Raw genomic sequence first — 24,644 nt, 5'->3', positions numbered from 1 at the left:
TCAGAGGCGCTTGCCGGCGTCCAGCGACGCGGACATGAACTCGGCGACCACCTTCTGCGAGATCGCGACGTCGAGGACGAACACGCCGTCGTCGTGCGTCGCGAGCCAGCCCTCCAGCGCGCCGAGGTCGGCCAGCGACGTCGCCTTGACGCCGTCCGCGCCCAGCGCGCGGCCGATGGCGGAGAAGTCCACCTCGTCGATCAGCATCGCCTGATCGTGGAGGCCCTTGGACGCGTATTGGTGCAGCTCCGCGCCGTAGGCCGAATCGTTGAGCACAACCACAACACCCCGCCTGGTGGCGCGCAGGAAGGTCTCGAGGTCCGCGAGTCCCATCAGCCCGCCGCCGTCGCCGGAGAACAGTACGGTCGTGCGGTCCGGGCGCGCGGCGGAGACGCCGGCGGCCGAGCCGAAGCCGAGCCCGATCGACTGGAACGCGGTGCCGACCAGCACCATGGCGCGCGGGTCCGGGACCGAGAGGTACATCGGCGCCCAGCCGATGAAGTGCCCGCCGTCCATGACCACAGAGCGCTCGCGCGGCAGGATCCGGTCCAGGACGGAGACGACGGCACGCGGGTTGAGCCGGCCGTCGGCGCCGAACTCGGCGGGGTCCTCGTTGGGGGCGGCGGACCGGAAATCGTGGCCCGCGACCTCCGGCAGGCGCGCCCGCCAGGTGTCCTCCGGATCCGCAGCGGGCACCTTGCCGAGCAGCTCGGAGAGGAACGCGGGCAGGTCGGCACGGATGTAGTCGGTGACCAGCGGATGCTCGGTGGCGGGCTCGTTGTCCACCCGGATGATCCGGGTGCCGGGGGAGAACAGGGTGCCGTACCGGGTCTGGAACGCGTTGAGGCTGGCGCCGGCGACCAGGACGACGTCGGCCGTCCGCGCCGGTTCCAGGCGGTGGGTGCGGGTGAAGCCGCCGGCGACGCCCAGGTCCCAGTCGCTGTCGAAGAGGTTCGCGGCCATGACCGAGGTCATGAACATCGCGCCCAGGCGGTCGCCAAGCTCCCTCAGCTCGGCCGCGGCGCCCGCGAGCAGCACACCGCGGCCGCCCAGGATCAGTGGCCGTTGGGCCGAACGCAGGACCGCGGCGACCTCGTCGAGCTCCACGGACGTCGCCAGGTGCGCCGGCTTGTCCGGAAGCGGGCCGAGGTCCTCCGGCTCCGCGAGCGGCAGATTGCCGAGGTCGTAGGGGATCGCCAGGACCACGGGCTGGAAGGTCTGCAGGGCCAGGTCGAACGCCCGGTGCGTCATGGCCACGGCGTTTCCGGGTCCCGCGGTCAGGGTCGCGACGCCGACGGCCGCGGCGGCGCCGGGCTGGTCGACGTCGAACGGCCGCAGCCCAGTCGTCGGGGCGTCGCCCACGACCAGCACCAGGGGGATCCGCGCCATGCGTGCCTCGGCCAGCGCCGTGTAGGTGTTCGTGAAGCCGGCGCCATACGTGGTGGTGGCCGCCGCGATCTCCCCGGTTGCCCGGTGGTAGGCGTCCGCCATGGTGACGGTCGCCGACTCGTGCCGGGCGGAGGTGAACGGGAACCCGGCCCGGGTGAGGTGGCTGATGAGGTGGGCGTTGCCGTTGCCCATCAGCCCGAAGAGGTGCCGCGTGCGTTCGGCCACGGCCTCCGCCACCGCGCTGGAGACGGTGGGTTCCTGGTCCGGGAAGCGGACGGGGGTGGACGTGGGATCGATGGCGTTCATTGCAGCTCTCCGTTGAACCGTGGGGTGACGGAAACCAGCGTAGCGCCGCCGTTCGCCTCGGCGTGACGCGCGGTCAGCGTCCGGTAGGTTTCGGCGTTCCCGCGGCAGTGCGCGATCTCCTCCTCAGTGAGTGGCCGCCGCACCTTGGCGGGGACTCCGGCGACCAGCGATCCCGGGGGAACCACGGTGCCCTCGAGTACCAGGGCGTTGGCGGCGACGAGCGATCCCTCGCCCACAACGGCGCCGTTCAGCACCGTGGCGTTCATGCCGACGAGCGCCCCGTGGCCCACCGTGCAGCCGTGCAGGACCGCGCCGTGGCCGACGCTGACATCCCGGCCGATGCGGGCGGGATGCCCGGGATCGGCATGGACGACGGCGGTGTCCTGGATGTTGCTGCCCTCGCCCACGTCGATGGACTCCAGATCGGCCCGCAGGACGGCGCCGTAGAAGACGCCGACGCCGGGGCCGAGGGTGACGTCGCCGACGACGGCCGCCGTCGGGGCGATCCACGCGTCGGCGGCGCTGTCCGGGCCGCGGCCGTTGACGCCCAGGATGTGGCCGGCCATCAGCCGACCGCCCCGGCCAGGAGCGGAACCAGCAGGGAGGTGACGAAGAGGACCAGCGCGCCGCCGATGCGGTTGGTCAGCGCCGCGAAGGGCATCAGGTGCATGCGGTTGGCGGCGCTGAGCACGGAGACGTCGCCGCTGCCGCCGGTGTCCGCCATCACGAGCCCGGGGGTGATGGAGGCCTCGACGAAGTTGAACTTCACCAGCCAGCCCAGAATGCCGGAGGTCAGGCTTGCGATGATGACCGTGGCGACCGTGAGCAGGATGAACAGCGGGTTGCTCAGCGAGGACAGGACCTCGGAGATCTCGATGTAGGTGATGCTGACGCCGACCAGCAGCGCGGGGATCATGATGGCGCTGAGCATGTCGCCCCACTCGGAGCTGGCTTCCTCGAGCTCCTTGGGGAAGAGGCCGAAGATCTTGACGGCGGCGGCGAGGATGATGGTCCACGCGTAGGGGTGCAGCGCGGGCAGGTACGCGGCGATCAGGTTGCCGGCGACGAACAGGCAGCCTGCGATGACCAGGCCCTTGCCCAGGGAGATGTAGGAGGACACGTCCTTCTTCGCCGGGACCGCCAGTTCGCTGGACTTGCCCTGGATGCGCAGGAGCTGGCCGTTGCCGTTGAAGCCGATGAACGGCTGGACCCCGCGCTTGCCGATGCCGTTGTAGACGCCGGCGATGAGGATGCAGACCACGTTGGCCATCACCACGGCGGACATCAGGTCGCCCATAAACGTGCCGGAGTCCCCGCCCGTGGCGGAGGCGTACATCTCGGACATCGGCAGGGCACCGACGCCCAGGCCGCCGGCCATGATGGGCGCCGCGATAAAGAGGACGGCCTCAAGGAAGCCGAAGCCGGTGACCAGGCCCAGCAGGCCCACCAGCGCGAACGTGGCGAAGAGGCAGCCGACGAGGGGGACGGCGAAGCGCGGGCCGGCCTTGAGCAAGAGCGCGCGCGGCATGCCCAGGATGCTGCCGGCGATGATGGCCACCACAAAGAAGTCCAGGAAGCCGTAGCCGCCCACGAAGTTCTGCACCACGTCCACCGCGTTCTGCGGAATCAGGCCGAAGAACAGCAGCGTGGCCGGGACGAAGGTGCACAGGACGGTCGGCAGGCCGAAGTCGCGCACCACCGGGAAGAGGTTGCCGAACCAGATCAGCAGGCCGCCCAGTACGATCGTCACGGCGAAGCCCACGATCATCGAATCCGGCAGGTTGCCGGTCAGCGCGGAGACCAGCAGCAGCGCGAACAGGACGCAGTAGATGGGGCCGGGAAGGCTCGCGATCCGGAAGCCGCGCGGGTACGGGTGGTGCACGGCGCGCGAGGGGGCCACCGGCGTCGTCGGATCGGGGAGGCGGGGCTCCGGGTCCACGTCGGGACCGGCCGTGCGGGGTGTTGTCGACATCGTTGTCTCCAAAAGGATTCGGTGTGAAAAGGGTAGGGGATCTAGCGCGTGGCCGGTGCGGCGGACACCGCGGGGGAACGGAGGACGACGTCGCGGGCCAGGAGCACCGCGTCGGCGAGGAGCGCCTCGTCGATTCCCGTCTCGTGGCCGGCGTTGTGCAGGTGGCGCACCAGTTCCTCCGTGGCGATGTTGCCGTGGGCGCCCGGCGCGAACGGGCACCCGCCGTAGCCGCCCAGGGCGCTGTCGAACCGGACGACGCCGGCGCCGATAGCTGCGCTCGCCGTCGCCAGCGCCTGGCCGTGGGCGTTGTGCAGGTGCAGGTAGTAGGTGAGGTCGGGTTCGCCGGCCCGCACGTGGGCCAGCGACGCCATGACCTGCCCGGTTGGCGAGGTGCCCAGCGTGTCGGCCAGGCCGATGTGCCGGATCCCCATGTCCTTGAAGGCCCGGACCACCCGCAGCAGGTGGTCGGCGTCGATCTCGCCCTCGAACGGGCAGGTGAAGGCCGTGGAGATGCCGGCGAAGAAGTTGATTCGCGGGAAGCGTGCCACTTCCCGGCCCAGGTCGGCGAGCGCGGACTCGATGCTCTGGCCCGCGTTCGCGCTGCTGTGGGCCTGGCTGGCGGAGGTGACCACCTGGATGTCCGTGGCGCCGGCGTCGACCGCCCGCTGGATGCCGCGGCCGTTGAGCGCGAGCGACGTGTAGGCGACGCCGCCGCGCGCGGGCAGTCCGCCGAGGACGGCGGCCGCGTCGCCCATCTGCGGGACCTTCGCCGGGTTGACGAACGAGGCCACCTCCAGGCGTTTGAGTCCCGCGGCCAGCAGGGCGTCCGCGACGGCAAGCTTGTCCTCGGTGGAGACGATGACGGCCTCGTCCTGCAGGCCGTCGCGGAGGAAGACGTCCGTGATGTGGACCTGCATCTAGAGCGCCACCTTCGGGTTGGTGCGGGCAATCTCGTCCGGGGTCAGTCCGGCGATCCCGCGCAGGACCTCTTCCGTGTGTTCGCCGAGGTCGGGGCCCACCCACTGCACGCGGCCCTCGTGCCCGGGGATCTTGGGGACGACGCCGGGGAAGCGGATGAGCTCGGGCTCCCCGTCGACCACGACCTCGTGGGTCTGGATCATGTCGCGGGCCAGGTAGTGCTTGTCCTCGGCGATGCTCGGGGCGTCATAGACCGGTCCGGCCGGAACGCCGGCCGTGTCCAGAAGGTCCAGGACCTCGGCGAGCGTGTGGCTGCCGGTCCAGGCGGAGATGGCGCCGTTGAGTTCCTCTTCGCGGGCGCCGCGCGCCTCGGTGGTCAGCAGCGACTCGTCGACTGCGAGGTCCTCGCGGCCCATGGCCCTCATCAGGCGGACGAAGACGGAGTTGGAGTTGCCGCCAATGACCACCTCCAGGCCGTCGCCGCAGAGGTAGGAGCCGGTTGGGACGACGCCGGGGAGCGCGCCGCCGGTGCGCTTGCGCACCATGCCGTAGGCGTCGTAGTCCGGGACGAGGGACTCGAGGAGGCTGAAGACGCCCTCGTAGAGCGCGACGTCGACCGTCTGCGGCCCGGTGTGCTTGGCGCCCTTGGCCTTCTGCAGCATCAGCATCAGGGCGCCGATGACGCCGTAGAGCCCCGCGACGGTGTCTCCCATGCTGGCCGCGGCGCGCCCCGCCGGGCGGTCCGGTTCGCCGGTGATGTAGCGCAGTCCCGCGAAGGATTCCGCGGAACTGCCGAAGCCCGCGCGGTCCTTATAGGGGCCGGTCTGCCCGTAGCCGGAGATGCGCACCATAACGATCTCGGGGTTGAGTTCCGCGAGGACGTCCGGTCCGAGTCCCCACTTCTCCAGGGTGCCCGGGCGGAAGTTCTCGATGACGACGTCGCACTGGGCGGCGATCTTCTTCACGGCCTCCCGGCCCTCGTCGGTGCGGAGGTCCAAGACCACCGACTTCTTGTTCCGGCCCAGCGTCCGGAAAAGCATGGAGGTCGCGCCGCGGGTCTTGCGCCAGTCGCGCAGCTCGTCGCCGCCGTTGGGGCGCTCGATCTTGATGACCTCGGCGCCGAAGTCGCCGAAGAGGCGGGCGGCGAAGGGGGCGGCGATGAAGCTGCCCAGCTCCAGGACCCGGACGCCTTCGAGCGGTAGGGTGTTGCCCTCGATCCGCAGGTTCTCAGTCACAATGTCTACTTTCTTCCGGTGCCCGGTGTTTCCCACTTGGTGGGAACTGGTTGCCATTTAGCGGGAAGAGAGTAGCAAGTGACCCGCGCCACACACAACCCCCGCGTCCAACTTTCGCCAGGGGGGTGGTGAAAACGCCGGTAGGTGCCGGCCGGAGGCGCGGCTAGTGGCCCAGGCCCTCTAGTTCGTCGCCGATGCGCCGGGCGGCAACGGCCACGGCGTCGCCGAAGTCGGCGCCGGGTGACACGGACACGCGGGCCAGGGGCATGGCGAGGCAGACGGCCGCGATCACGTTGCCCTGGGTGCGCACCGGGGCGCTCACGGAACCGAGGCCGGGGGTGCGCATGCCCACGGACTCGACCCATCCGGAGCCCTCGACCTCCCGCAGGGCATCGGGTTCGGCGGCGAGGAGCCGGCCGCTTGAGCCGGCGGGAAGCTGCAGCCGCGAGCCCGGCGGGAGGGTGGCGCGCAGCTCGTGGTGGCTGTCCGAGCTCAGGACGCAAACGCGCTCGTTCCCGCGGCGGATCCACAGCTGCGCGGTCTCGCCCGTGGACTCGCGCAGTTCCTCCAGGACGGGCAGGGCGGAGCTCTCCAGCGTGGTGCGCACAAAACGGTGGCCCAGCCTGAAGCTGCCGCTGTCCGCCCTGCGGAGGAACCCGTATTCGACCATGTACAGCGCCAGGCGGTGGGTCGTCGAGACGGACAGGCCGGTCCGGCGGGCCAGCTCGCTCGCGGAGGCAGACGCCGGCCCGACCGCGTCCAGGATGGCGGCGGCGCGCTCCAGCGTGCGGTTGCCGGGGGTGGTTTCGCCCGCGTCGGGGGATTCTGTGGGTGGCATAACGCCAGCCTACGGCTCGGATCCGCCCGGACTGCCTGCACCGCGTGGCGAGGGGGTGTGGAAGCGGCCGATGCGGGGCCAATGCAGGAGCATCTCCAGCGGCCCGGTTGTGAAACGACGGGTCCACCAGCCGGCGAAGAGGATGGACAGAACGGAGAGCGACGCCGTGATGACGATGCCTTCGATCAGGAAGTGCGGCTCGGGCCGCACCAGCATGGCGAGAATAACCAGGTGCCCAACGTAGATCGTGAGGGAAAGCCGTCCGGCGGGCACCAGGAAGCCCAGGCGGCGGGCCACGAACCCTTCGCCCACGAGGAAAAGGCCGAGCACAAACGCGGCGCTGCCGGTTCCCGAGATAAGCCAGAGCGGCATCTGCGAGTGGTCGACCGCGGAAACAAGTCGGTCCATCCCGACGTTCTCACCGGGTTCCCCGGCGACGACTATGAGCAGGCGCGAGAGCAGATACCCGCCGGCAGCGGCGCCGAGACCCCAAAAAACCAGCAGCCTCTGCACACGAAGATTCCGCAGGTTCGCCCGACCGATGAGGAGCCCGGCCATAAAGGGCGCCGCCCACACGACCGCCGGGTACGAACCGGACAGCAGTATGCCGCGCAGTATGCCGACGGGTCCGTCCAGGATGGTGGGTGGGACAAATTGGTATGTCTGTCCCCAGGCGCCCTGGGCGGCAAGCCACAGGATTGGCCCTCCCAGGAGAACCAGCACCGTCAGGACAGCCAGTGTCTTCGCGGAGCGGCGCAATACCGGCAGGCACACCAGGAACAGCAGCCCGTACGTGGGCAGGATGACGCTGACCTCGTGGTGCATCAATTGCAGGGCCAGGCCGCCCACCACCAACAGCGCGGCCCGCCAGAGAATCGTGGCCCACGGAACCCTGCCGCCGGGGGTGCGCGAGGAGCGGGACATGATCGACATTCCCACGCCGGCGAGGATCATAAAAAGCAGCGAGGCTCTTCCCGCCGGAAGTTCGTAGATCAGGCCGGCCAACCCCTCGCTGTGCCGCGGACCCACGTTCACGGCAATCATGCCGACGATGGCGGCGGCGCGCGCCGCATCCAGGGCAAGGATCCGGGAAGACCCCACCGTCCGCGCCCCTTTGCTGGGCGAAGGCGTCGATGCCTCGGCGTGCGTCATGCTTAGCATCATGTCCTGAATGGCCGGGAACGAAAACCATTTCGCCACTTTTGGGGCGGGCGCGTCGGTGGGGCGCGGTCCGCGGTTAGGCTTGTGCGCCAGGGCCCCCCGATCCTGGAACGAGGACCATCATGCCCACATCGGCCAGCATGTCCCCATCCCCGATGCGCCGTCGTTGTTTCGCCGCGTCCCTGGCCGTCCTGCTGGGGCTGACCGCGTGTTCCGGCCAGGACGGATCCTCAGATCCGGAGAATGTGCCGGCGACCGTTGCGCCGTCGTCGTCCGGGGCGTCGGCGCCGCCGACCGGGGCACCCGCACCGCGGCCGTCCTCGAGCCCCGCCCGGTCCACCGTGCTCCGCGAGCACGCCGTGTCCGCCGCCCACCCGCTCGCGGTAGACGCCGGGATGGACGTCCTCGCGGCGGGCGGAAACGCCGCCGACGCGGCGGTGGCGACGGCGTTCGCGGTCGCGGTGGTGGAGCCCTTCGCCTCCGGCATCGGGGGCGGCGGTTCGGCCGTCCTCGCGGAGCAGGGAACGGATCCGGCCGCCTACGACTACCGCGAGGTGGTGGCCCGCGACGGTGTGGTCCCCGCGTCGGGGACCGGCATTCCGGGCTTCGTCGCCGGCATGGTCGAGATCCACGGCGAGCACGGCGAACTGCCGTGGGCCGAACTTCTGGAACCCGCGATCGCCCTGGCGCAGGACGGGTTCGGAATATCGCCCTTCCTCGCCAACCGCATGTCCAGCGACGCCGGGCCCGCGGCGCTGGCGCCCCTGCCGCAATTCAACGCGGGCGGCGATCTGCTGGGGGAGGGCGACCGGCTTGTCCAGCGGGACCTGGCGGCGACGATGAAGGTCCTTGCCAACGAGGGAGGCGAGGCGTTCTACACCGGAAGCCTGGTCGACGAGCTGTCCGCGGTGGACGGCATCGACGCCGGATCGCTCGCGGACTACAAGGTCGAGAAGCAGGACCCGGTGAGCGGTGGATTCGGGGAATTCCAGGTCGTATCCGCCCCACCGGCCCTGCCCGGCGCGGCGCTGATCCAGATGCTGCAGGTGGCCGAGGCCATGGACGTCGCCACGCTCGAACCCGGCTCCGCCGACTACGTCGAACGGCTCTCGGAGGCGTGGAAGGTGGCCGACGCGGGCGTCGTCCGCTACTTCGGGGATCCGCGGTTCGTTGAGGTGCCCGTGGACAGGCTGACGGACGCGGCAACCAACGCGAGGCTGGCCAAGGTCGCGGCACGTGCCGCCGCGGGGCCGGTCGAGCCGCCCCCGGCCGGGGATGGAGCCATTGCCGCCGGCAACACGACCCACCTGACGGTGGTCGATTCGGACGGGCTCACCGTATCGATGACCAACACGATCACCAACTTCTGGGGCGGCGGCGGGGCCGAGAGCGTCGGCGGCTTCTTCCTGAACAATCAGCTCTCCCGCTTCGGTACCCTGGATACGCCGAACAATCAGCCCGCCCCCGGCCGCAAGTCCGTCAGTTGGGCCGCGCCTAGCCTGGTGCTCGACGACAGGGGAAGGCCCGTCTTGGGACTCGGGACGCCCGGCGGCCACCAAATCCCCAACATCCTTGCCGGCGTGCTGGTGCCGTGGGCGTTGGGCGGGGCCACGCTACAGGAAGCGGTCGACGCGCCCCGCCACCACCTCCAGGACGGTGTGGTCGCGCTGGAGGAGGCGCCTTCCCGGGATCTTGCCGCGCGCCTCCGTTCCAAGGGCTGGCGCCCGCAGGTCACGGCCCGCAAGGACGCGGTGTTCGGGTCCGTTCAGGCCCTGCAGATCGACTATGCGACAGGGAGAATCACCGCCGCCACCGACACCCGGCGCGAGGCGGCACACCGTGTGGGCAGCCCTATTGGTAGTCGGCCAGCAGGTCCTCCATCACCGTGATCTCGGCTTTCTGGTCCGCCGCCATCTTCGCGGCGAGGTCCTTCACGTCCTGGTTGGAGCCGTTGGCGACCTCCCGTTCGGCCATCTGGACCGCTCCCCGGTGGTGGGCGATCATCTGGGTGAGAAACAGCCTTGCGGCACTGTCCCCCTCGGCGGCCTCGAGGCTGTCCAGATCGCCCTGACCCATCATTCCGCCCATCTGCCCGCTGGAACCTGCGGGCATGCTGGGCTGGCCCCATTCGTCGAGCCACGATTCCATCTGCTCGATTTCCGGCCCCTGGGCCGCCTTGATCTTGTTGGCAAGGTCAACGAGGGGGGTGTCGAGCCCGCTCTTGGCCAGCATGGTGTCGCTCATCCGCACGGCCTGCTCGTGGTGCGGGATCATCATCCGCACGAACATAACGTCCGCATTCATCCCGGCTCCGGGGGAGCTTCCGTGCCCACCACCCATGCCGGGCCCGCCCATGCTCGATCCGCCCATCATCGAGCTGCCCGGGGCCGGATCCGCCGTGCCCGCGCCGGGGCCGGTTCCACCGCCGGCGCAACCGGCGAGGGCAAGGCCGCCCGCGAGGGCGATGGCGGCCAGTGTGGTGCGCCGTTTCGGGGCACGTTCGATCTTCAACATCTCAAACATTTTTCTGACATCCTTCGGAAGCTGTTCTGACTCTTCGTCGCCACCCCACGACAGGGGTGGGCCGTGTGGAACGTGTGGAACGCATGGCCGTGCCGCATGGGGACGGCGGTGTTTACCGTGTGCGCGGCGTCCTACGTTCGGCTGACGGAAAGTTGAACCAACGAAGGGGGAGGCGGTCTGCGGTCCCTCGGCACCTGGCGCGGGGGCGTTTCGGCGAGGCCCGCTCCGGGGACCGGGCGGAGGGCCCGTGCGGCGAGGTGGAGCAGCACCGAGCCGCCCACGAGGGCCATCACGCACATGCCCGCCACGGCGGCGTGCAGTCCGCAGTCCTCCGCGCACCACGGTTGATCGGTGGCGTCCTGGACGGCGCCCGGGCCGTGGGCCGCTCCCGCATCCTGAAGTGCCCCGGTCGTCGGCGCCGCGTGGTGGTGTTGCGACTCCACGCCGTGGGTTTCCGGCACGGCGGCGGCCTGATGGTGGCTCGGGGCCACGTGGTCGATGCCCAAGGTGTGCATGCCCAACAGGCCCAAGAGCAGGGCCGTGAACCCCAGGGCCAGCAGCAGGTGGCGAGAGAGCGCGTCGGCGAGCCTGCCGGTCCGGATGCCCACGATGTTTCCCTCCCGCCTATGCCACGAGGTCCGGGTCGAGGTCGACCCCGCGCAACGACTGCGCGTTGAGTGCCACGACGATGGTGGAGACCGACATCAGAATGGCGGCCACGGCCGGGGAAAGCACCACCCCGGCGAACGCCAGGGCGCCGGCCGCGACCGGCACCGCGATGATGTTGTAGCCGGTCGCCCACACCAGGTTTTGGATCATTTTACGGTAGCTGGCCCGCGAAAGGTCCATGAGTGAGAGCACGGTTCGGGGGTCGTTTCCGGCCAGTACAACGCCCGCGGATTCCATGGCCACGTCGGTGCCGGCGCCGATCGCGATTCCGACCTCGGCCCTCGCGAGGGCGGGGGAGTCGTTCACCCCGTCCCCCACCATCGCCACCCGGAGTCCGCGCTGTTGGAGTTCCAGGACCTTTTTGTCCTTGTCCCGCGGGAGCACTTCCGCGAAGACCTCGTCGATGCCCAGTTCCCTGCCGACCGCGTCCGCCACCTGCCGGGCGTCGCCGGTCACCAAGGCCACCTTGACCCCGCGCCGTTGGAGCGCGACGACGGCCGCCCGGGACTCGTCGCGCACCTTGTCCTCGAGCGCCAGGGCGCCGATGATCCGCCCCTCTCTGACGACGTGCAAGACGCTGGCTCCGCGGGCGCGCCATTCGTCGGTCGCCGCCGCGATGTCCGGTGGGCTGTCCAGGCCGAGGCCGCGCAGCATGTTTGGCCCTCCGACGGCGGCCTCCGCGCCGGCGACGGTGGCCGCGACGCCCCGCCCGGTAAGGGAAGTGAAGTCCGTTCCGCGCAGCCCCAGGCCGTGGGACTCGGGGTCCGACGCGGCGGCACGGACGATGGCCCGCGCCACCGGATGTTCGGAGTCGGCCTCGACGGCGGCCGCGACCGCCAGGAGTTCGGCGGCGCCGGTGCCGGGCATCGGCGCAGTGCCGGTGACCGCGTGCCGGCCTTCGGTCAGGGTGCCGGTCTTGTCGAAAAGCACCACATCCACGGTGCGCATCCGCTCCAGGGCCATACGGTCCTTGATCAGCAGCCCAGAGCGCGCGGCGCGTTCCGTCGAGATCGCGATGACCAGCGGGATGGCCAGGCCGAGGGCGTGCGGGCAGGCGATCACCAGGACGGTGACCGTGCGGACGACCGCGTCGTCGGGGCTGCCCAAGAGGGTCCAGGCCGTGAAGGTGACGATTCCTGAGCCGAGGGCGAAGTAGAACAGGAGGGCGGCGGCGCGGTCGGCGAGCGCCTGCGCCCGCGAGGAGGACTCTTGGGCCTCGGCGACCAGCCGCTGGATGCCGGCGAGCGCCGTGTTGCCGCCGACGGCGGAAACCCGGACGCGCACGGCGTTGTCGGTGGCAACCGTCCCTGCCACCACCTTGTGGCCGATCGAGCGGGGAACGGTGCGGGATTCCCCGGTGATCATGGACTCGTCGAACTCGGCGGCCCCCTCGACGATGTTCCCGTCGGCGGGGACGCGGGCGCCGGAGCGGACCAGGACGACGTCGTCGACCGCCAGCTCCCCGATCGCTACCGTGCGCACGTCGTCTCCGCCGACAAGCTCGGCCTCGTCGGGCAGCAGGGCGGCCAGCGCGTCCAGCGCTCCGGAGGCGGCGCCGAGGGCGCGCATCTCCATCCAGTGGCCCAGCAGCATGATGACGATCAGCAGGGCGAGTTCCCACCAGAAGTCGAGGTCGAAGCCGCCGATGCCCAGCGTCGTGGTCCATGAGGCGGCGAACGCGACCGTGATGGCCATGGCGATCAGCAGCATCATGCCGGGTTTGCGGGTCCCCAGTTCCCGCAGCCCGCCCCTGAGGAACGGGGTCCCGCCGTAGAGGAAGACCACGGTTCCGAGGACCGGGGGGATCCACGTGGATCCGGGAAACTGGGGGAGGTGGTATCCGAGGAGGTGGGAGAGCATCGGGCTGAAGTACACCACCGGCAGAGACAGGGCCAAGCTGAGCCGGAACCTGTTCCTGAACATGGCGGAACTGTGGCCGGCGTGCACGCCGTGGCTGTGCACGGCGTGTTCCGCGTCCTCGGCCGCCGCTGGGTGGTGCGTCTGGTGCCCTTCCATGGTCTTTCCTTCCCTCGCCGCTCGACACCGACACCATATACCCCCATGGGGTATATGGGAACGCCAAGGCTTCCCCTGTCCGCGACGCGGCCCGCCCCCTAAGCTGTGCCCATGAGCGCTCAGGACGATGCACACTTTGGAATCACCCACCTCACGGAGGCCGAGTGCTGGGAGGCCATCCGCGGCGCCGAGGTGGGGCGGATCGCCGTCGTCGTCGACGGGCGGCCGGAGATCTTCCCCATCAACCACGTGGTGGACGAAGGCACGGTCGTCTTCCGTTCGGGGGAGGGCACCAAATTCGACGGCGCGCTCAACGCGGCGCCCGTGGCCTTCGAAGTCGACGGCCGTGATCCCGAGACCAACGCCGCCTGGAGCGCGGTCGTCAAGGGAACCGTGGAGGCGCCAGGAAGCATCGCCGAGGTCATAGCGACCCTGGAACTGCCGATCTCTCCCTGGCAGGCGGGCCTCAAAAGCCGCTACCTACGGATCGTGCCGTCCCAGACCAGCGGCCGGCGGTTCAGCGTGCAGCGCGGCGGGCCGAGCGCCGGCTGACTAGTGCCCGGGCCGCCGCCGGGGGGTGTCCAGCGCGGCGAAGAGCAGGCCGCCGATCATGGCGAGGTTCTTGTGGAACTGCGTCCGCTGCTGCTTGCGCGCCGCGGGGTCCTGGACCGTCCAAAACGGGTGGCCCGCGATCGTGGTGGGGACCATCGAGCCGGCGAGCACCAGCGCCGAGACCCGCGGGAACACTCCGAGTGTCAACAGGGTCCCCGCGGCCGCCTGCACCGCGCCGTTGGCGCGCACCGCCGTCGCGTCGTTGATGGGCAGCGGCACGATCTTGCGTACCCGGTCCAGCGTGGACGCGGCCATGTCAACGCGGGCGCCCGGTGTGCGCAGCGCGTCGTAGCCCAGGAGTGCGTACGTGGTCCCGGTCAGGGCGACCGCCGCAAGGCGGACGGGGACGGCGGTGCTGGCGTTCAGGTTCATCGTTGTTCTCCTTGATGGTTTTGTGTGGTGATGGGGGCCCGGCTCAGTAGCTGGCCGGTGCCCCGCCGGGCGTGTCCCCGATGTACCTGGCGGCGAGGGCCTCCGTACCGCGGGCGAGCAGGGCGACGTCGGCGCCTACGTTGACGAAGTCGGCCCCGGCCTCGATGTAGGCGCGGGCCTGGGCCTCCACGAAGGCGTTGACGCCGACGATCTTGCCGGCCTCCTTGACGGCGCGAATGGTGCGCACCACGGCGTCGACGACGTCGGGGTGGTCTTGGGCGCCGAGCAGGCCCATGGTGGCCGCGAGGTCGGACGGGCCGACGAAGACGCCGTCGACCCCTTCCGTGCGGGCGATCTCGGCGGCGTTGGCGACCGCCTCGACGGATTCGACCTGAACCAGCAGCGAGATGAACTCGTTGGCGCGCCCCAGGTAGTCCGGGACGCGGTTCCAGCGGGCGGAGCGGGCGAGTGCGGATCCGACGCCGCGCACGCCCCCGGGCGCGTAGCGGGTGGCGGCGACGGCCTGGCGCGCCTCGTCGGCATTGTTGACCATCGGCACGATCAGCGACTGCGCGCCGAGGTCCAGGAACTGCTTGATGGCCACCGGATCGTTGGCGGGAACGCGGACGACGGCGACGGTCGGGTAGCCGGCGATGGCCCGAAGCTGGGCCAGCACGGACTCGAGGTTCATCGGGCCGTGCTCGCCGTCGATCAGAAGGTAGTCCAGCCCGGACCCCGCGCAGATCTCCGCGATGCCGGCGTCGCCCGAGTTCAGGAACATGCCGGCGACGGTGCGGCCGCCGGGTGGGAAGAGGTCCTTGAAGGACTTCGGCGGGTCTACTCGAAACGGCATGTGATGGTCCCCAGCTTTCCGTAGTCGGCGAACACGGTGTCCCCCTTGTATACCCAGAGCGGGCGGGTGAAGGAGCCGGCGAGGATGGTCTCGCCGGCCTTGAGGCCGTCCCCGTGGGCGGCGATCTTGTTGGCGAGCCAGTACACGCCGGCCGCGGGGTGGTTCAGGACGCCGGCCGCGACGCCGGTCTCCTCCACGGTCTGGTTCTTGTAGAGGATGGCGGAGATCCAGCGCAGGTCCACGTCCTGGGGCCGGACCGGGTTTCCGCCGATGACCATGGCGCCCATCGCGGCGTTGTCGCTGATGGTGTCCACGATGGTGCGGCCCTCCATCTCGATGCGCGAGTCCAGGATCTCCAGCGCCGGAACCACGTATTCGGTGGCGTTGAGGACGTCGAAGATGGTGGCGTTGGGTCCGTTGACGTCCTTGTTCAGCACAAAGGCGAGCTCAACCTCCACGCGCGGGTGGGTGTATTGGTCCCACTTGATGGTGCTGCCGTTCTCCAGGACCATGTCCTCGAAAATGATGCCGTAGTCCGGTTCGCTGATGCCCGTGGCGGCCTGCATGGCCTTGGACGTCAGGCCGATCTTGCGGCCGGCCAGGCGGCGCCCGCCGGCCTCTGAGCGACGGCGCCAGAGGTTCTGGACCCGGTACGAGTCCTCGATCGTCATGTCCGGGTACCTGGCCGTGAGCCGCTGGACCGGGGTGCGCGTCCGGCCCGCCTCGACGAGTTCGTCGGCGATCTGGGTGATGGTCTCGTCGCTGAGCATGGTCCACCTTTCGTTCGCGGTTCCGTGATGGTCCCGATGATTGGTTCGTGGGGTTGACGGCGGGGAGTGTGCTCCCTCACACTAGATCGTATACGATTTCATGTACGAAAAACACCGTCGAGTCCCTCCCATCTTGGCCCTCGACGGGCTGGATACAGAACCAGTCGACTCGAAACCGTGGAACCTCGAAACCGTGGAAAGAAGACCATGACCAAGCACTTCGTACCGGATAACCTTCCGAACCACCTGCAGCACTACATCGGCGGCAAGTTCGTCGACTCCATCGGCGGAGAGACCTTCGAGGTCCTGGATCCGGTGACCAACCAGGCCTACGCCACCGCTGCCTCCGGCCAGAAGGCCGACGTCGACGCCGCCGTAGCCGCCGCGAAGGACGCCTTCGAGAACGGCCCGTGGCCCACCATGAAGCCGCGCGAGCGCGCCCGTGTCCTCTACGCGATCGCCGACGCCGTCGTCGCGCAGGAGGACCGCCTGGCCGAGATGGAAACCTACGACACCGGCCTGCCGATCACCCAGGCCCGCGGCCAGGCCCAGCGCGCCGCCGAGAACTTCCGCTTCTTCGCGGACCTGATCGTCGCCCAGCACGACAACGCCTTCAAGGTCCCCGGCTCGCAGATCAACTACGTGAACCGCAAGCCGATCGGCGTCGCCGGGCTCATCACCCCGTGGAACACCCCGTTTATGCTCGAGTCCTGGAAGCTGGCGCCGTCGATCGCTTCCGGCTGCACCGTGGTGCTCAAGCCCGCCGAGTTCACCCCGCTCTCGGCCTCGCTGTGGGCGCGGATCTTCAAGGATGCCGGCCTGCCGGACGGCGTGTTCAACCTGGTCAACGGCCTCGGCGAATCCGCCGGCGACTCGCTGGTCAAGCACCCGGACGTCCCGCTGATCTCCTTCACCGGAGAATCCAGCACCGGGCAGACGATCTTCCGGAACTGCGCCGAGGGCCTGAAGGGCATGAGCATGGAGCTCGGCGGCAAGTCCCCGGCCATCGTGTTCGCCGACGCCGACTTCGACGCCGCGATCGACTCCACCCTCTTCGGCGTCTTCTCGCTCAACGGCGAGCGCTGCACCGCCGGCTCGCGCATCCTGGTCCAGCGCGAGATCTACGACCGCTTCTGCGAGGTCTACGCCGCGCGCGCCAAGAGGATCGTGGTCGGCGACCCGCACGACCCCAAGACGCAGGTCGGCGCGCTGGTCCACCCCGAGCACTACGACAAGGTCATGTCCTACGTGGAGCTCGGCAAGTCCGAGGGCAAGCTGCTCGCGGGCGGCGGGCGCCCGGAGAACCTGCCGGAGGGCCAGGAGAACGGCTCCTACGTGGCTCCGACCGTCTTCGCCGACGTCGCCCCGGACGCCCGGATCTTCCAGGAGGAGATCTTCGGCCCCGTCGTCGCCATCACACCGTTCGACACCGACGAGGAGGCGCTGGCGCTGGCGAACAACACCAAGTACGGCCTCGCCGCGTACGTGTGGACGTCGGACCTCAAGCGCGCCCACACCTTCGCGCAGGACGTCAACGCCGGCATGGTCTGGCTGAACAGCCACAACGTCCGCGACCTGCGCTCCCCGTTCGGCGGCGTCAAGGCCTCCGGCCTGGGCCACGAGGGCGGCTACCGCTCGATCGACTTCTACACCGACCAGCAGGCCGTGCACATCACGCTCGGCGACGTGCACACCCCCAAGTTCGGCGCCTAGGCGCCCCGCGTTTTCGAAGGAGAAAACCATGAGCAACACCATCCCCAAGCCCTCCGTCCCCGCCCCGGACATCCTGCGCTGCGCCTACATGGAGATCGTTGTCACCGACCTCGCCAAGTCGCGCGCCTTCTACGTGGACCTGCTGGGCCTGCACGTGTCCTACGAGGACGACCAGCAGATCTACCTGCGCTCCTTCGAGGAGTTCATCCACCACAACCTGGTGCTGACGCTGGGGCCGATCGCCGCCGTCGCAGCGTTCTCCTACCGGGTGCGCGGCCGCGAGGACGTGGACCTGGCCGAGGCCTACTACAAGGAGCTGGGCTGCCGCACGGAGCGCCGCGCGGACGGGTTCGTCCGCGGCATCGGCGACTCGCTGCGCGTCGAGGACCCGCTGGGCTTCCCCTACGAGTTCTTCCACGAGGTCGAGCACGTGGAGCGCCTGCACCAGCGCTACGACATCTACTCCGCGGGCGAGCTGGTCCGCCTGGACCACTTCAACCAGGTCACCCCGGACGTTCCGCGCGGCCGCAAGTACCTCGAGGACTTGGGCTTCCGCGTCACCGAGGACATCCAGGACGACCAGGGCGTCACCTACGCCGCCTGGATGCACCGCAAGGGCACCGTCCACGACACCGCCCTGACCGGCGGCGACGGACCGCGCATGCACCACGTCGCCTTCTCCACCCACGAGAAGCACAACATCATCCAGATCTGCGACAAGATGGGCGCGCTGCGCATGTCCGACCGCATCGAGCGCGGCCCCGGACGCCACGGCGTCTCCAACGCGTTCTACCTCTACATCCTGGATCCGGACGACCACCGCATCGAGATCTACACGCAGGACTACTACACCGGAGACCCGGACAACCCGGTCATCACCTGGGACGTGCACGACAACCAGCGCCGCGACTGGTGGGGCAACCCCGTGGTCCCGTCCTGGTACACCGAGGCCTCGCTGGTCCTGGACCTTGACGGCAAGCCGCAGGACGTCGTCAAGCGCACGGACTCCTCGGAGATGGCCGTGACGGTCGGCGCCGACGGGTTCTCCTACACCCGCGCACCGGGCGACGCCATGACGGGCGATCCCGGGGAGGAGATCGGCTTCAAGATGGGCCACCAGCTGTGAGCAGGGCGCGGACCGACTCCAGGATGAGGCCCGACGCCGGGGCGCGGGCCACGCAGCGACGCGTCGCGTTCGCCACGATCGTCGGCACAACCATCGAGTGGTACGACTTCTTCATCTACGCCACGGCCGCCGGCCTGGTGTTCGCCCAGGTCTTCTTCGCCCCGGCGGGGGAGTCCATCGGGCTCCTGCTCGCGTTCGCGTCGGTGGGGATCAGCTTCCTCTTCCGCCCGCTCGGCGCGTTCCTGGCCGGGCACTTCGGCGACAAGATCGGCCGGCGCCCGATGCTGGTCATGACGCTCATCCTGATGGGCGCCTCGACGACCCTCATCGGCGTCTTGCCGACCTACGAGACCGCGGGGATCCTGGCCCCGGTCATGTTGCTGCTGCTGCGGATCCTGCAGGGGATCTCCGCCGGCGGCGAATGGGGCGGCGCGGTCCTGATGGCCGTGGAGCACGCTCCGGCCGACGGCCGCGGCCGCGCCGGCGCCTTCCCGCAGCTGGGTGTGCCCCTGGGCATGCTGCTGGCGTCCGGCGTCACGGCGCTGATGACCGGGTGGATCTCGTCCGGCGAGGCGTTCATCCAGTGGGGCTGGCGCATCCCGTTCCTGCTCAGCATCGTGCTGATCGGCGTGGGCTACATGGTCCGCCGGGCCGTGGAGGAGTCTCCGGTGTTCGAGGAGATCGCGGCGAAGAAGCAGCAGGCGAAGGTCCCGATCGCGGAACTGTTCCGCAAGCACTGGCTGCTGGTGGTCCTGGCCGCGCTGGTCTTCGCCGGCAACAACGCGGCCGGGTACATGGCGACGGGCGGGTTCATCCCGAGCTACGCGACCAGCGACGCCGTCGGCCTGGAGCGCACGGACGTCCTGGTGGCGATCACCTTCGCCGCGGCGATGTGGTTCGTCTTCACTTTCCTGGCCGGGTTCCTGGCGGACAGGATCGGCCGCAAGCGGACCTACCTGATCGGCTTCTCCGCGCAGGCGCTGGCCGTCTTCCCGCTGTTCTGGCTGATCGACACCGGGTCGCTGCCGCTGCTGTACCTGGCGCTGGGCCTGTTCACCTTCGGGCTGGGGCTGGGCTACGGACCGCAGGCCGCCTGGTACAGCGAGATCTTCCCGGCCTCGGTGCGGTTCTCCGGGGTCTCGATCTCCTACGCCCTGGGCGCCATCCTCGGCGGGGCCTTCGCGCCGACCATCGCGCAGGCGCTCATCAACTCCACGGGCAGCAGCGCCTCCGTCTCGCTCTACCTGTTGGGCATGACGCTGGTGTCCATCGTGGCCGTGGTCATCTTGCGGGACCGCCCGGGGATCAACCTCTCGATCAACAACCAGGCCGAGCAGGAGGTCGGCGCCACCATCTTCGACAAGCGGCGAGAGCCGGCCTGCGAGAAGGCGGTTCTTTAGGCCCCGAGCGGAGCGGTGCCCACGCGCTCGTTCCTTTGACCAGGCCGGCTGCCCGGACCCCCTCGGGGTTCCGGGCTGCCGGCCTTTTTGTGTTGCCTGGGGGTTACCTTTCCGTAGGGCCACCCCGTTGTGCGAAATCCATTGAATAATAGATTATTCCACGATATTGTTTTCTTGGGTTCGGCCAAAAGGGCCGTGCCGCGGTTTTTGGACTGGCGGCCAGAGCGCTGTAGCCCGCCGACGACTGATAGGAGGCCCGATGTCCTGGGGCTTGATACGCGAGATGGGCCACGTTGCCATCCAGACCACCAACATCGAGGACTCCATCTTCGATGCCACCCAATTGCTGGGACTGCGCGTCACGGACAAGACGGCCAGCGAGGTGTACCTCGCGGCCGGAAACGTGCACCACGAGCTGGTCTACGTGGACTCCGACGTCAACGCGGTCCACAGCATCGGCCTCGTGGCGCGCGACGGCGACGCGCTGCGCACCATCCGCCGGCGGGTCGAGGCGGAAAACCTGCCGATCATCAGCGAGAAGAGCGTCAGCGCCGGCATTCAGGACGGCTTCTCCTTCATCGGGCCCGAGGGGTGGATCTTCGAGATCTACATCGGCATGCAGCCGGACATCGCCCACGCGAAGGGCTTCGGGCCCGACCGCTACGGGCACATGAACTTCCATCCCGTCGACGTGGCGGGGATGAAGAACTTCCTGGAGCGCGTGCTGGACTTCCGGCTGTCCGACGTCATCGGCGACGATTACGCCTATTTCATGCGATGCAATCCGGACCACCACGGAATCGCGCTCATCGCGGGCCGGGGCACGTTCCACCACCACGCCTGGCAGACGCAATCCATCACCGACCTCGGCAAGCTCGGCGACCGGCTGCACGCGCAGGGGCGCGAACTCATTTGGGGCCCCGTCCGCCACGGCGCGGGCCACAACGTCGCCGCATACTACGTCGAGGCGTCCGGCGCCGTCGTGGAGCTCTACACCGATCTGGAGCAGATCTACGACGACGAGCGTCCGCCGGTCGTATGGGGCGCGGAGGACAACTGGTGGAACATGTGGAGCCCGTTCCGTCCGCGGGAGTTCCGCACCTTCGGCATCCCGACGGCCACCAACCGACGCTAGCCCCGCCGCCGTGTCCGACCGGCCGCGCGGTCCGGCGGATAGTGTTGAAGCCCCGCGCACACAGGAATCAGGTGGATGGCATGGCCAACCCAGGCTCGACAACGCTCGACGCGATCCGCACCGCACTTCTTGGCGGGGAGTTCTCGCCGGGGGACAAGCTCCAGCCCGTCAGTCTGGCCGCGCTTTTCGGAACCAGCACCACCGTGGTCCGCGAGGCGCTGACCCGGCTGGCCGGCGACGACCTGGTCACCATCGAGCGCAACCGCGGATTCTTCGTGCGCGAACTCCGACTCCGGGAGTTGCGGGACCTCACGGAACTGCGCTGCGCCACCGAGGCGCTCGCCGCGCGCTTGGCCGTGGAACGCGGCGGAGTGCGGTGGGAGGCAGAACTGATCGCGGTGCACCACCAGCTCGCGAGGACGCCGCGGCGCGTGGGCGAGGGAGCGGGCCGGATCAACGAGGACTGGACCCGCGCCCATCGCGCCTTCCATGCCAAGCTCATCGAGGCGTGCGACTGCCGGCCGATGACCAGGCTCGCCTCGAACCTGGCCGATTCGACGGAACTCTACCGCCAGTGGGCCGCGCCGTCGCCCGCCGCCAGCGGCCGCGACGTGGAGGAGGAGCATCGAGGGCTCCTCGCGGCGGCGCTCGACCGCGACCCCGCGCGCCTGGGTTCCCTACTGCGCCGGCATTACGAGGCGACGGTCGATGTGGTGCTTGAGGCGGGCCTCTCTCTCGACGCATCTGCGCCTTGAGAATATATAATCCATTGACAAGTGCACTATTTAGGCCCTAGTCTTTGTGGTGTCCGCCACGATCCCAGTGGCCATCAGTCCCCCGAGGGCACGCCCGAGCGTTGCCCGTTGAGGCGGAGCCATGCGCCGCCGGGAAAGGAAAACCCATGCAGTACGTATCCTTCATTGCAACAGACGGCAGCGAGACCTGGGGCATTGTGGACCAGGGTCGGGCGTACGACCTGGGTCCGACGGGCACCAAGGTGGCGCCGACCCTTCGTGCCGCGATCGAACAGGGCGTCTTCGGCCGCATCGGCGAGGAGTTTGGGTCCGCGCCGTCCCGCGGCGAGGAGGCGATCACCTTCCTGCCCTCCATCACCAATCCCGGCAAGATCATCTGCATTGGCGTCAACTACCGGACGCACCAGGAGGAGTCCGGCAAGACGGGACAAAACGCCCCCACCGTCTTCACGCGCTTCGCCGACAGCCAGATGGGCCACCTCGAGCCCGCACAAATGCCCGCCTCGACGACGAAGTTCGACTACGAGGGCGAGATGGCCCTCGTCATCGGCAAGGAGGGCTTCCACATCACCGAGGAGGACTCCTGGGACCACATCGCCGGTTATGCCGCGTACAACGACTTCTCGGTCCGCGACTGGCAGAAGGCCGCGTCGCAATGGATACCCGGCAAGAATTTCCCGGGCACCGGCGGCTTCGGCCCCTACCTCGTCCCCGCGTCCGACGTCGGAGACGTCGACGACCTGGTGCTGGAGACCCGGGTCAACGGCGAGGTGCGGCAGAAGGCGTCCGTCGCGGACCTTTACTTCTCCATCCCGCAGCTCATCGCCTACGTCAGCGGCTTCACCAAACTGAGCCCGGGCGACGTCATCGTCACGGGAACACCCGGCGGCGTAGGACTCTTTATGGAGCCCTCCGGCCTCCTGTCCGCGGGGGACGTGGTCGAGGTGGAGATCACCGGTCTCGGCGTCCTGCGCAACACCGTCGAAGCCGCGGCCTAGCCGCCACGACAGTCCCCACAACGCGCAGTCCCACGAGGAGGAACACCATGGCCCCGACGATTGAAACCGACGTATTGGTTCTGGGGGCGGGTCCCACGGGCCTGACGGCGGCGAACCTGCTGGCGGATTTCGGCGTCAACGTGGTGCTCGTGGAGCGGCACCCGGGCAGTGGCGACGAACCCCGGGCCATCAGCGCCACCGACGAGACGCTGCGGGTCATGCAGGAGATCGGCGTGATGGACCGGCTGGCTCCGGAGATGCTGCTGGACACGGGAGCCCGCTACTTCGGCCGCAAGGGTCAACTGCTCGCCGACGTGCGCCCTGGGGCGCCCCGGTTGGGGCAGCCGGGCAAGTCCCAGTTCGACCAGCCGGTCATGGAGGCCCTCCTGCTGGAGGCCGCCCAACGCCGGCCAGGCATCGAGCTGTTCTTCAACGCGGAGGCCATCGCCCTGAACGACGCCGGCGACGGCGTGCGGGTCGACGTCCGCCAGTGCGGAGGCCGTTCCCGCGGGATCTCGGGCGTGGGCGCGGGGGACCGCGGCGAGTCGGCCGGTCCGGACGCCGCGGCGGAGAGCGAGGAGTTCACGGTCCACGCCAAGTGGCTCGTCGCCTGCGACGGCGGGAGGTCCTTCGCCCGCACGGCCCTGGGCGTGGACATGGGTGGATCCACGCAGACGCAGAAGTGGATCGTCGTCGATCTCCTGAACGCCGGCGAGCCCGAGAAGTTCGCCGAGTTCCACTGCAACGGCAGCCGGCCCGCCGTGGTGGTGCCCGGCGTCAAGGGCAGGAGGCGGTACGAATTCATGCTGCTTCCCGGCGAGGACGAGGCGGCCATGGTCACCCCCGAATCCATCGCCCGGCTGGTGGCGCCGTACCAGGCGCTGCGCGCCATCGACGTGCGCCGCGCGGCGGTCTATGTGGCGCACCAGCGCGTCGCGGAGCGCTACCGGGTGGGCCGTGTCCTGCTGGCCGGGGACGCCGCGCACATGATGCCGCCGTTCGCGGGCCAGGGGCTCAACGCGGGCATCCGGGACGCGGCCAACCTGGCCTGGAAGGTCGCCGCGCACGTCAAGGGCCACGCCGGCGAGGCGCTGGTCTCCACCTACCATGACGAGCGCCGCCCGCACGCCGCGGAGATGGTGAGGCTCTCGCACCGCATCGGCAAGGTCGTGATGAATACGAACCCCGTGCTGTGCGCCCTCCGGGACGGCGTGCTGAGGCTCAGCGGCATCGTTCCCCGCGCCAAGAGCTGGCTGATCGGCATGAAGTTCCTCAAGCAGCCGCACTTCACGGACGGCTGTGTGCTGCCCCCGACCGACGCGCCGAAGGCGGCGCGATCCTTTGCGGGAAGGTCGGTGCCCCAGCCCCTGGTGCGGCGATCCTCCGGCGAGGCCGCGCCGTTGGATGAAGTCATGGGCCGCGGTTGGTCGCTGCTGCGCTTCGGGCGCGACGGCGAGTTCGAGGTCCTCTCGGGGGTCGCCTCGGCTGGCAGCGCATCCGCCGCCAACTCCGAAATTGTCCGGGACCTCGACGGCGCGTTCGCCGACATCGCCGGGGAGCAAGTGTCCCTGCTGGTCCGTCCGGACCGCTATGTGGCGTTCGTGGTGCCCGCCGACCGGGAAGACGAGGCCCTGCGGGCGGTGGCCCGATACGTCCCGGGCGTGGCGCCGGCGCGGGCAAACGTCTCCGCATAGCCCCGCACCACAGTCCCCGGCGCCGTCCGAGCGTCGGGGGCTTTCGCGCGCCCTTCATCCAGGGGTCCGCGGGCGCGTACGCTACGCCAAGGCCCATCCGGAGTCGTCGTCCCAAGTCGTAGTCTATCGACCCGAAAATGTTTTTTCCGTAAAAAATGCGCAAAAGGTAGCGCCCGCAACGTGACGCGT

Annotated in this window: 22 protein-coding genes; 9 read left to right on the top strand and 13 right to left on the bottom strand. The window is 69.4% G+C overall.

The annotated features are described in order from the left end of the window. The 7 genes from AC3ZJJ_RS13850 to AC3ZJJ_RS13820 form a co-directional block, all read right to left on the bottom strand. The gene (locus AC3ZJJ_RS13850; protein WP_489892397.1) at positions 1-1,695 is read right to left on the bottom strand and encodes a thiamine pyrophosphate-binding protein; all 1,695 of its coding nucleotides are present in this window, start codon (positions 1,693-1,695) and stop codon (positions 1-3) included. Beyond that, complete coding sequence (locus AC3ZJJ_RS13845) at positions 1,692-2,261, bottom strand: gamma carbonic anhydrase family protein (protein WP_489892396.1); 570 nt, start codon at positions 2,259-2,261, stop codon at positions 1,692-1,694. The genes AC3ZJJ_RS13850 and AC3ZJJ_RS13845 overlap by 4 nt, the downstream gene beginning before the upstream one ends. Then, positions 2,261-3,667 (bottom strand): 2-hydroxycarboxylate transporter family protein, encoded by a 1,407-nt coding sequence (locus AC3ZJJ_RS13840; protein WP_489892395.1) that lies wholly within the window; start codon positions 3,665-3,667, stop codon positions 2,261-2,263. The genes AC3ZJJ_RS13845 and AC3ZJJ_RS13840 overlap by 1 nt, the downstream gene beginning before the upstream one ends. 41 nt (positions 3,668-3,708) lie before the next feature. Continuing rightward, positions 3,709-4,584: a hydroxymethylglutaryl-CoA lyase gene (locus AC3ZJJ_RS13835; RefSeq protein WP_489892394.1), complete on the bottom strand. Its 876-nt coding sequence runs from the start codon at positions 4,582-4,584 to the stop codon at positions 3,709-3,711. Further along, complete coding sequence (locus tag AC3ZJJ_RS13830; protein ID WP_489892393.1) at positions 4,585-5,820, bottom strand: CaiB/BaiF CoA transferase family protein; 1,236 nt, start codon at positions 5,818-5,820, stop codon at positions 4,585-4,587. It lies immediately after the preceding gene. A 163-nt stretch (positions 5,821-5,983) separates the two neighbouring features. Next, complete coding sequence (locus AC3ZJJ_RS13825) at positions 5,984-6,658, bottom strand: IclR family transcriptional regulator (RefSeq protein ID WP_489892392.1); 675 nt, start codon at positions 6,656-6,658, stop codon at positions 5,984-5,986. 9 nt (positions 6,659-6,667) lie between these two features. Beyond that, a complete protein-coding gene (locus AC3ZJJ_RS13820) occupies positions 6,668-7,810 on the bottom strand; it encodes a DUF418 domain-containing protein (RefSeq protein WP_489892391.1) in 1,143 nt (380 codons plus the stop codon). Between the two features lie 164 nt (positions 7,811-7,974). On the opposite strand from AC3ZJJ_RS13820, the gene AC3ZJJ_RS13815 reads away from it, so the two are divergent. Further along, positions 7,975-9,708 carry a gamma-glutamyltransferase gene (locus AC3ZJJ_RS13815; RefSeq protein ID WP_489892390.1) on the top strand — a complete coding sequence of 578 codons (1,734 nt, stop codon included), beginning with the start codon at positions 7,975-7,977 and terminating at the stop codon, positions 9,706-9,708. On the opposite strand, the gene AC3ZJJ_RS13810 is transcribed toward AC3ZJJ_RS13815, so the two are convergent. The 3 genes from AC3ZJJ_RS13810 to AC3ZJJ_RS13800 all read right to left on the bottom strand — a co-directional run bounded on the left by AC3ZJJ_RS13810 (position 9,671) and on the right by AC3ZJJ_RS13800 (position 13,027). Next, complete coding sequence (locus tag AC3ZJJ_RS13810) at positions 9,671-10,342, bottom strand: DUF305 domain-containing protein (RefSeq protein WP_489892389.1); 672 nt, start codon at positions 10,340-10,342, stop codon at positions 9,671-9,673. The genes AC3ZJJ_RS13815 and AC3ZJJ_RS13810 overlap by 38 nt on opposite strands. 131 nt (positions 10,343-10,473) lie before the next feature. After that, a complete protein-coding gene (locus AC3ZJJ_RS13805; protein WP_489892388.1) occupies positions 10,474-10,950 on the bottom strand; it encodes a DUF6153 family protein in 477 nt (158 codons plus the stop codon). A 16-nt stretch (positions 10,951-10,966) separates the two neighbouring features. Then, positions 10,967-13,027, bottom strand: coding sequence for a copper-translocating P-type ATPase (locus tag AC3ZJJ_RS13800; RefSeq protein ID WP_489892387.1), 2,061 nt, complete (start codon positions 13,025-13,027; stop codon positions 10,967-10,969). Positions 13,028-13,138: 111 nt separating this feature from the next. On the opposite strand from AC3ZJJ_RS13800, the gene AC3ZJJ_RS13795 reads away from it, so the two are divergent. After that, positions 13,139-13,579 (top strand): pyridoxamine 5'-phosphate oxidase family protein, encoded by a 441-nt coding sequence (locus tag AC3ZJJ_RS13795; protein ID WP_489892386.1) that lies wholly within the window; start codon positions 13,139-13,141, stop codon positions 13,577-13,579. Here the strand turns inward: AC3ZJJ_RS13795 and AC3ZJJ_RS13790 are convergent, their stop codons facing one another. Genes AC3ZJJ_RS13790 through hpaH form a run of 3 tightly spaced genes read right to left on the bottom strand, consistent with a single transcriptional unit; the run spans position 13,580 to position 15,634 of the window. Continuing rightward, positions 13,580-14,011 (bottom strand): DoxX family protein, encoded by a 432-nt coding sequence (locus tag AC3ZJJ_RS13790; protein WP_489892385.1) that lies wholly within the window; start codon positions 14,009-14,011, stop codon positions 13,580-13,582. A gap of 43 nt (positions 14,012-14,054) precedes the next feature. Then, the gene (locus AC3ZJJ_RS13785; protein WP_489892384.1) at positions 14,055-14,864 is read right to left on the bottom strand and encodes an HpcH/HpaI aldolase family protein; all 810 of its coding nucleotides are present in this window, start codon (positions 14,862-14,864) and stop codon (positions 14,055-14,057) included. Next, positions 14,849-15,634: a 2-oxo-hept-4-ene-1,7-dioate hydratase gene (gene hpaH / locus AC3ZJJ_RS13780; RefSeq protein ID WP_489892383.1), complete on the bottom strand. Its 786-nt coding sequence runs from the start codon at positions 15,632-15,634 to the stop codon at positions 14,849-14,851. Before hpaH ends, AC3ZJJ_RS13785 begins: the two co-directional genes overlap by 16 nt. A gap of 207 nt (positions 15,635-15,841) precedes the next feature. Between hpaH and hpaE the strand changes: the two genes are divergently transcribed. From hpaE to AC3ZJJ_RS13745, 7 genes are all read left to right on the top strand, one after another. Beyond that, entirely contained in the window at positions 15,842-17,347 is a 1,506-nt protein-coding gene (gene hpaE, locus AC3ZJJ_RS13775; protein ID WP_489892382.1) for a 5-carboxymethyl-2-hydroxymuconate semialdehyde dehydrogenase, read from the top strand. A 28-nt stretch (positions 17,348-17,375) separates the two neighbouring features. Next, positions 17,376-18,473 (top strand): 3,4-dihydroxyphenylacetate 2,3-dioxygenase, encoded by a 1,098-nt coding sequence (gene hpaD, locus AC3ZJJ_RS13770; RefSeq protein ID WP_489892381.1) that lies wholly within the window; start codon positions 17,376-17,378, stop codon positions 18,471-18,473. Positions 18,474-18,496: 23 nt separating this feature from the next. Continuing rightward, complete coding sequence (locus AC3ZJJ_RS13765; protein WP_489895851.1) at positions 18,497-19,873, top strand: MFS transporter; 1,377 nt, start codon at positions 18,497-18,499, stop codon at positions 19,871-19,873. Between the two features lie 259 nt (positions 19,874-20,132). Further along, a complete protein-coding gene (locus AC3ZJJ_RS13760) occupies positions 20,133-21,008 on the top strand; it encodes a VOC family protein (RefSeq protein ID WP_489892380.1) in 876 nt (291 codons plus the stop codon). An 80-nt stretch (positions 21,009-21,088) separates the two neighbouring features. Beyond that, complete coding sequence (locus AC3ZJJ_RS13755; protein ID WP_489892379.1) at positions 21,089-21,763, top strand: GntR family transcriptional regulator; 675 nt, start codon at positions 21,089-21,091, stop codon at positions 21,761-21,763. A gap of 146 nt (positions 21,764-21,909) precedes the next feature. Then, entirely contained in the window at positions 21,910-22,761 is an 852-nt protein-coding gene (locus tag AC3ZJJ_RS13750) for a fumarylacetoacetate hydrolase family protein (protein WP_489892378.1), read from the top strand. A 47-nt stretch (positions 22,762-22,808) separates the two neighbouring features. After that, complete coding sequence (locus AC3ZJJ_RS13745) at positions 22,809-24,455, top strand: FAD-dependent monooxygenase (RefSeq protein ID WP_489892377.1); 1,647 nt, start codon at positions 22,809-22,811, stop codon at positions 24,453-24,455. The last annotated feature ends 189 nt before the right edge of the window (positions 24,456-24,644 follow it).

The organism is Arthrobacter sp. AOP29-A2-19, assembly GCF_058138025.1.
This window is presented reverse-complemented; position numbering and strand designations above follow the sequence as displayed.

Excerpts from the sequence above, each read along its gene's own strand:
- AC3ZJJ_RS13850 (WP_489892397.1), bottom strand. The coding sequence starts at position 1,695 with ATGAACGCCATCGATCCCACGTCCACCCCCGTCCGCTTCCCGGACCAG.
- AC3ZJJ_RS13845 (WP_489892396.1), bottom strand. The coding sequence starts at position 2,261 with ATGGCCGGCCACATCCTGGGCGTCAACGGCCGCGGCCCGGACAGCGCC.
- AC3ZJJ_RS13840 (WP_489892395.1), bottom strand. The coding sequence starts at position 3,667 with ATGTCGACAACACCCCGCACGGCCGGTCCCGACGTGGACCCGGAGCCC.
- AC3ZJJ_RS13835 (WP_489892394.1), bottom strand. The coding sequence starts at position 4,584 with ATGCAGGTCCACATCACGGACGTCTTCCTCCGCGACGGCCTGCAGGAC.
- AC3ZJJ_RS13825 (WP_489892392.1), bottom strand. The coding sequence starts at position 6,658 with ATGCCACCCACAGAATCCCCCGACGCGGGCGAAACCACCCCCGGCAAC.
- AC3ZJJ_RS13820 (WP_489892391.1), bottom strand. The coding sequence starts at position 7,810 with ATGACGCACGCCGAGGCATCGACGCCTTCGCCCAGCAAAGGGGCGCGG.
- AC3ZJJ_RS13815 (WP_489892390.1), top strand. The coding sequence starts at position 7,975 with ATGCGCCGTCGTTGTTTCGCCGCGTCCCTGGCCGTCCTGCTGGGGCTG.
- AC3ZJJ_RS13810 (WP_489892389.1), bottom strand. The coding sequence starts at position 10,342 with ATGTTTGAGATGTTGAAGATCGAACGTGCCCCGAAACGGCGCACCACA.
- AC3ZJJ_RS13800 (WP_489892387.1), bottom strand. The coding sequence starts at position 13,027 with ATGGAAGGGCACCAGACGCACCACCCAGCGGCGGCCGAGGACGCGGAA.
- AC3ZJJ_RS13795 (WP_489892386.1), top strand. The coding sequence starts at position 13,139 with ATGAGCGCTCAGGACGATGCACACTTTGGAATCACCCACCTCACGGAG.
- AC3ZJJ_RS13790 (WP_489892385.1), bottom strand. The coding sequence starts at position 14,011 with ATGAACCTGAACGCCAGCACCGCCGTCCCCGTCCGCCTTGCGGCGGTC.
- AC3ZJJ_RS13785 (WP_489892384.1), bottom strand. The coding sequence starts at position 14,864 with ATGCCGTTTCGAGTAGACCCGCCGAAGTCCTTCAAGGACCTCTTCCCA.
- hpaH (WP_489892383.1), bottom strand. The coding sequence starts at position 15,634 with ATGCTCAGCGACGAGACCATCACCCAGATCGCCGACGAACTCGTCGAG.
- hpaE (WP_489892382.1), top strand. The coding sequence starts at position 15,842 with ATGACCAAGCACTTCGTACCGGATAACCTTCCGAACCACCTGCAGCAC.
- hpaD (WP_489892381.1), top strand. The coding sequence starts at position 17,376 with ATGAGCAACACCATCCCCAAGCCCTCCGTCCCCGCCCCGGACATCCTG.
- AC3ZJJ_RS13765 (WP_489895851.1), top strand. The coding sequence starts at position 18,497 with ATGAGGCCCGACGCCGGGGCGCGGGCCACGCAGCGACGCGTCGCGTTC.
- AC3ZJJ_RS13760 (WP_489892380.1), top strand. The coding sequence starts at position 20,133 with ATGTCCTGGGGCTTGATACGCGAGATGGGCCACGTTGCCATCCAGACC.
- AC3ZJJ_RS13755 (WP_489892379.1), top strand. The coding sequence starts at position 21,089 with ATGGCCAACCCAGGCTCGACAACGCTCGACGCGATCCGCACCGCACTT.
- AC3ZJJ_RS13750 (WP_489892378.1), top strand. The coding sequence starts at position 21,910 with ATGCAGTACGTATCCTTCATTGCAACAGACGGCAGCGAGACCTGGGGC.
- AC3ZJJ_RS13745 (WP_489892377.1), top strand. The coding sequence starts at position 22,809 with ATGGCCCCGACGATTGAAACCGACGTATTGGTTCTGGGGGCGGGTCCC.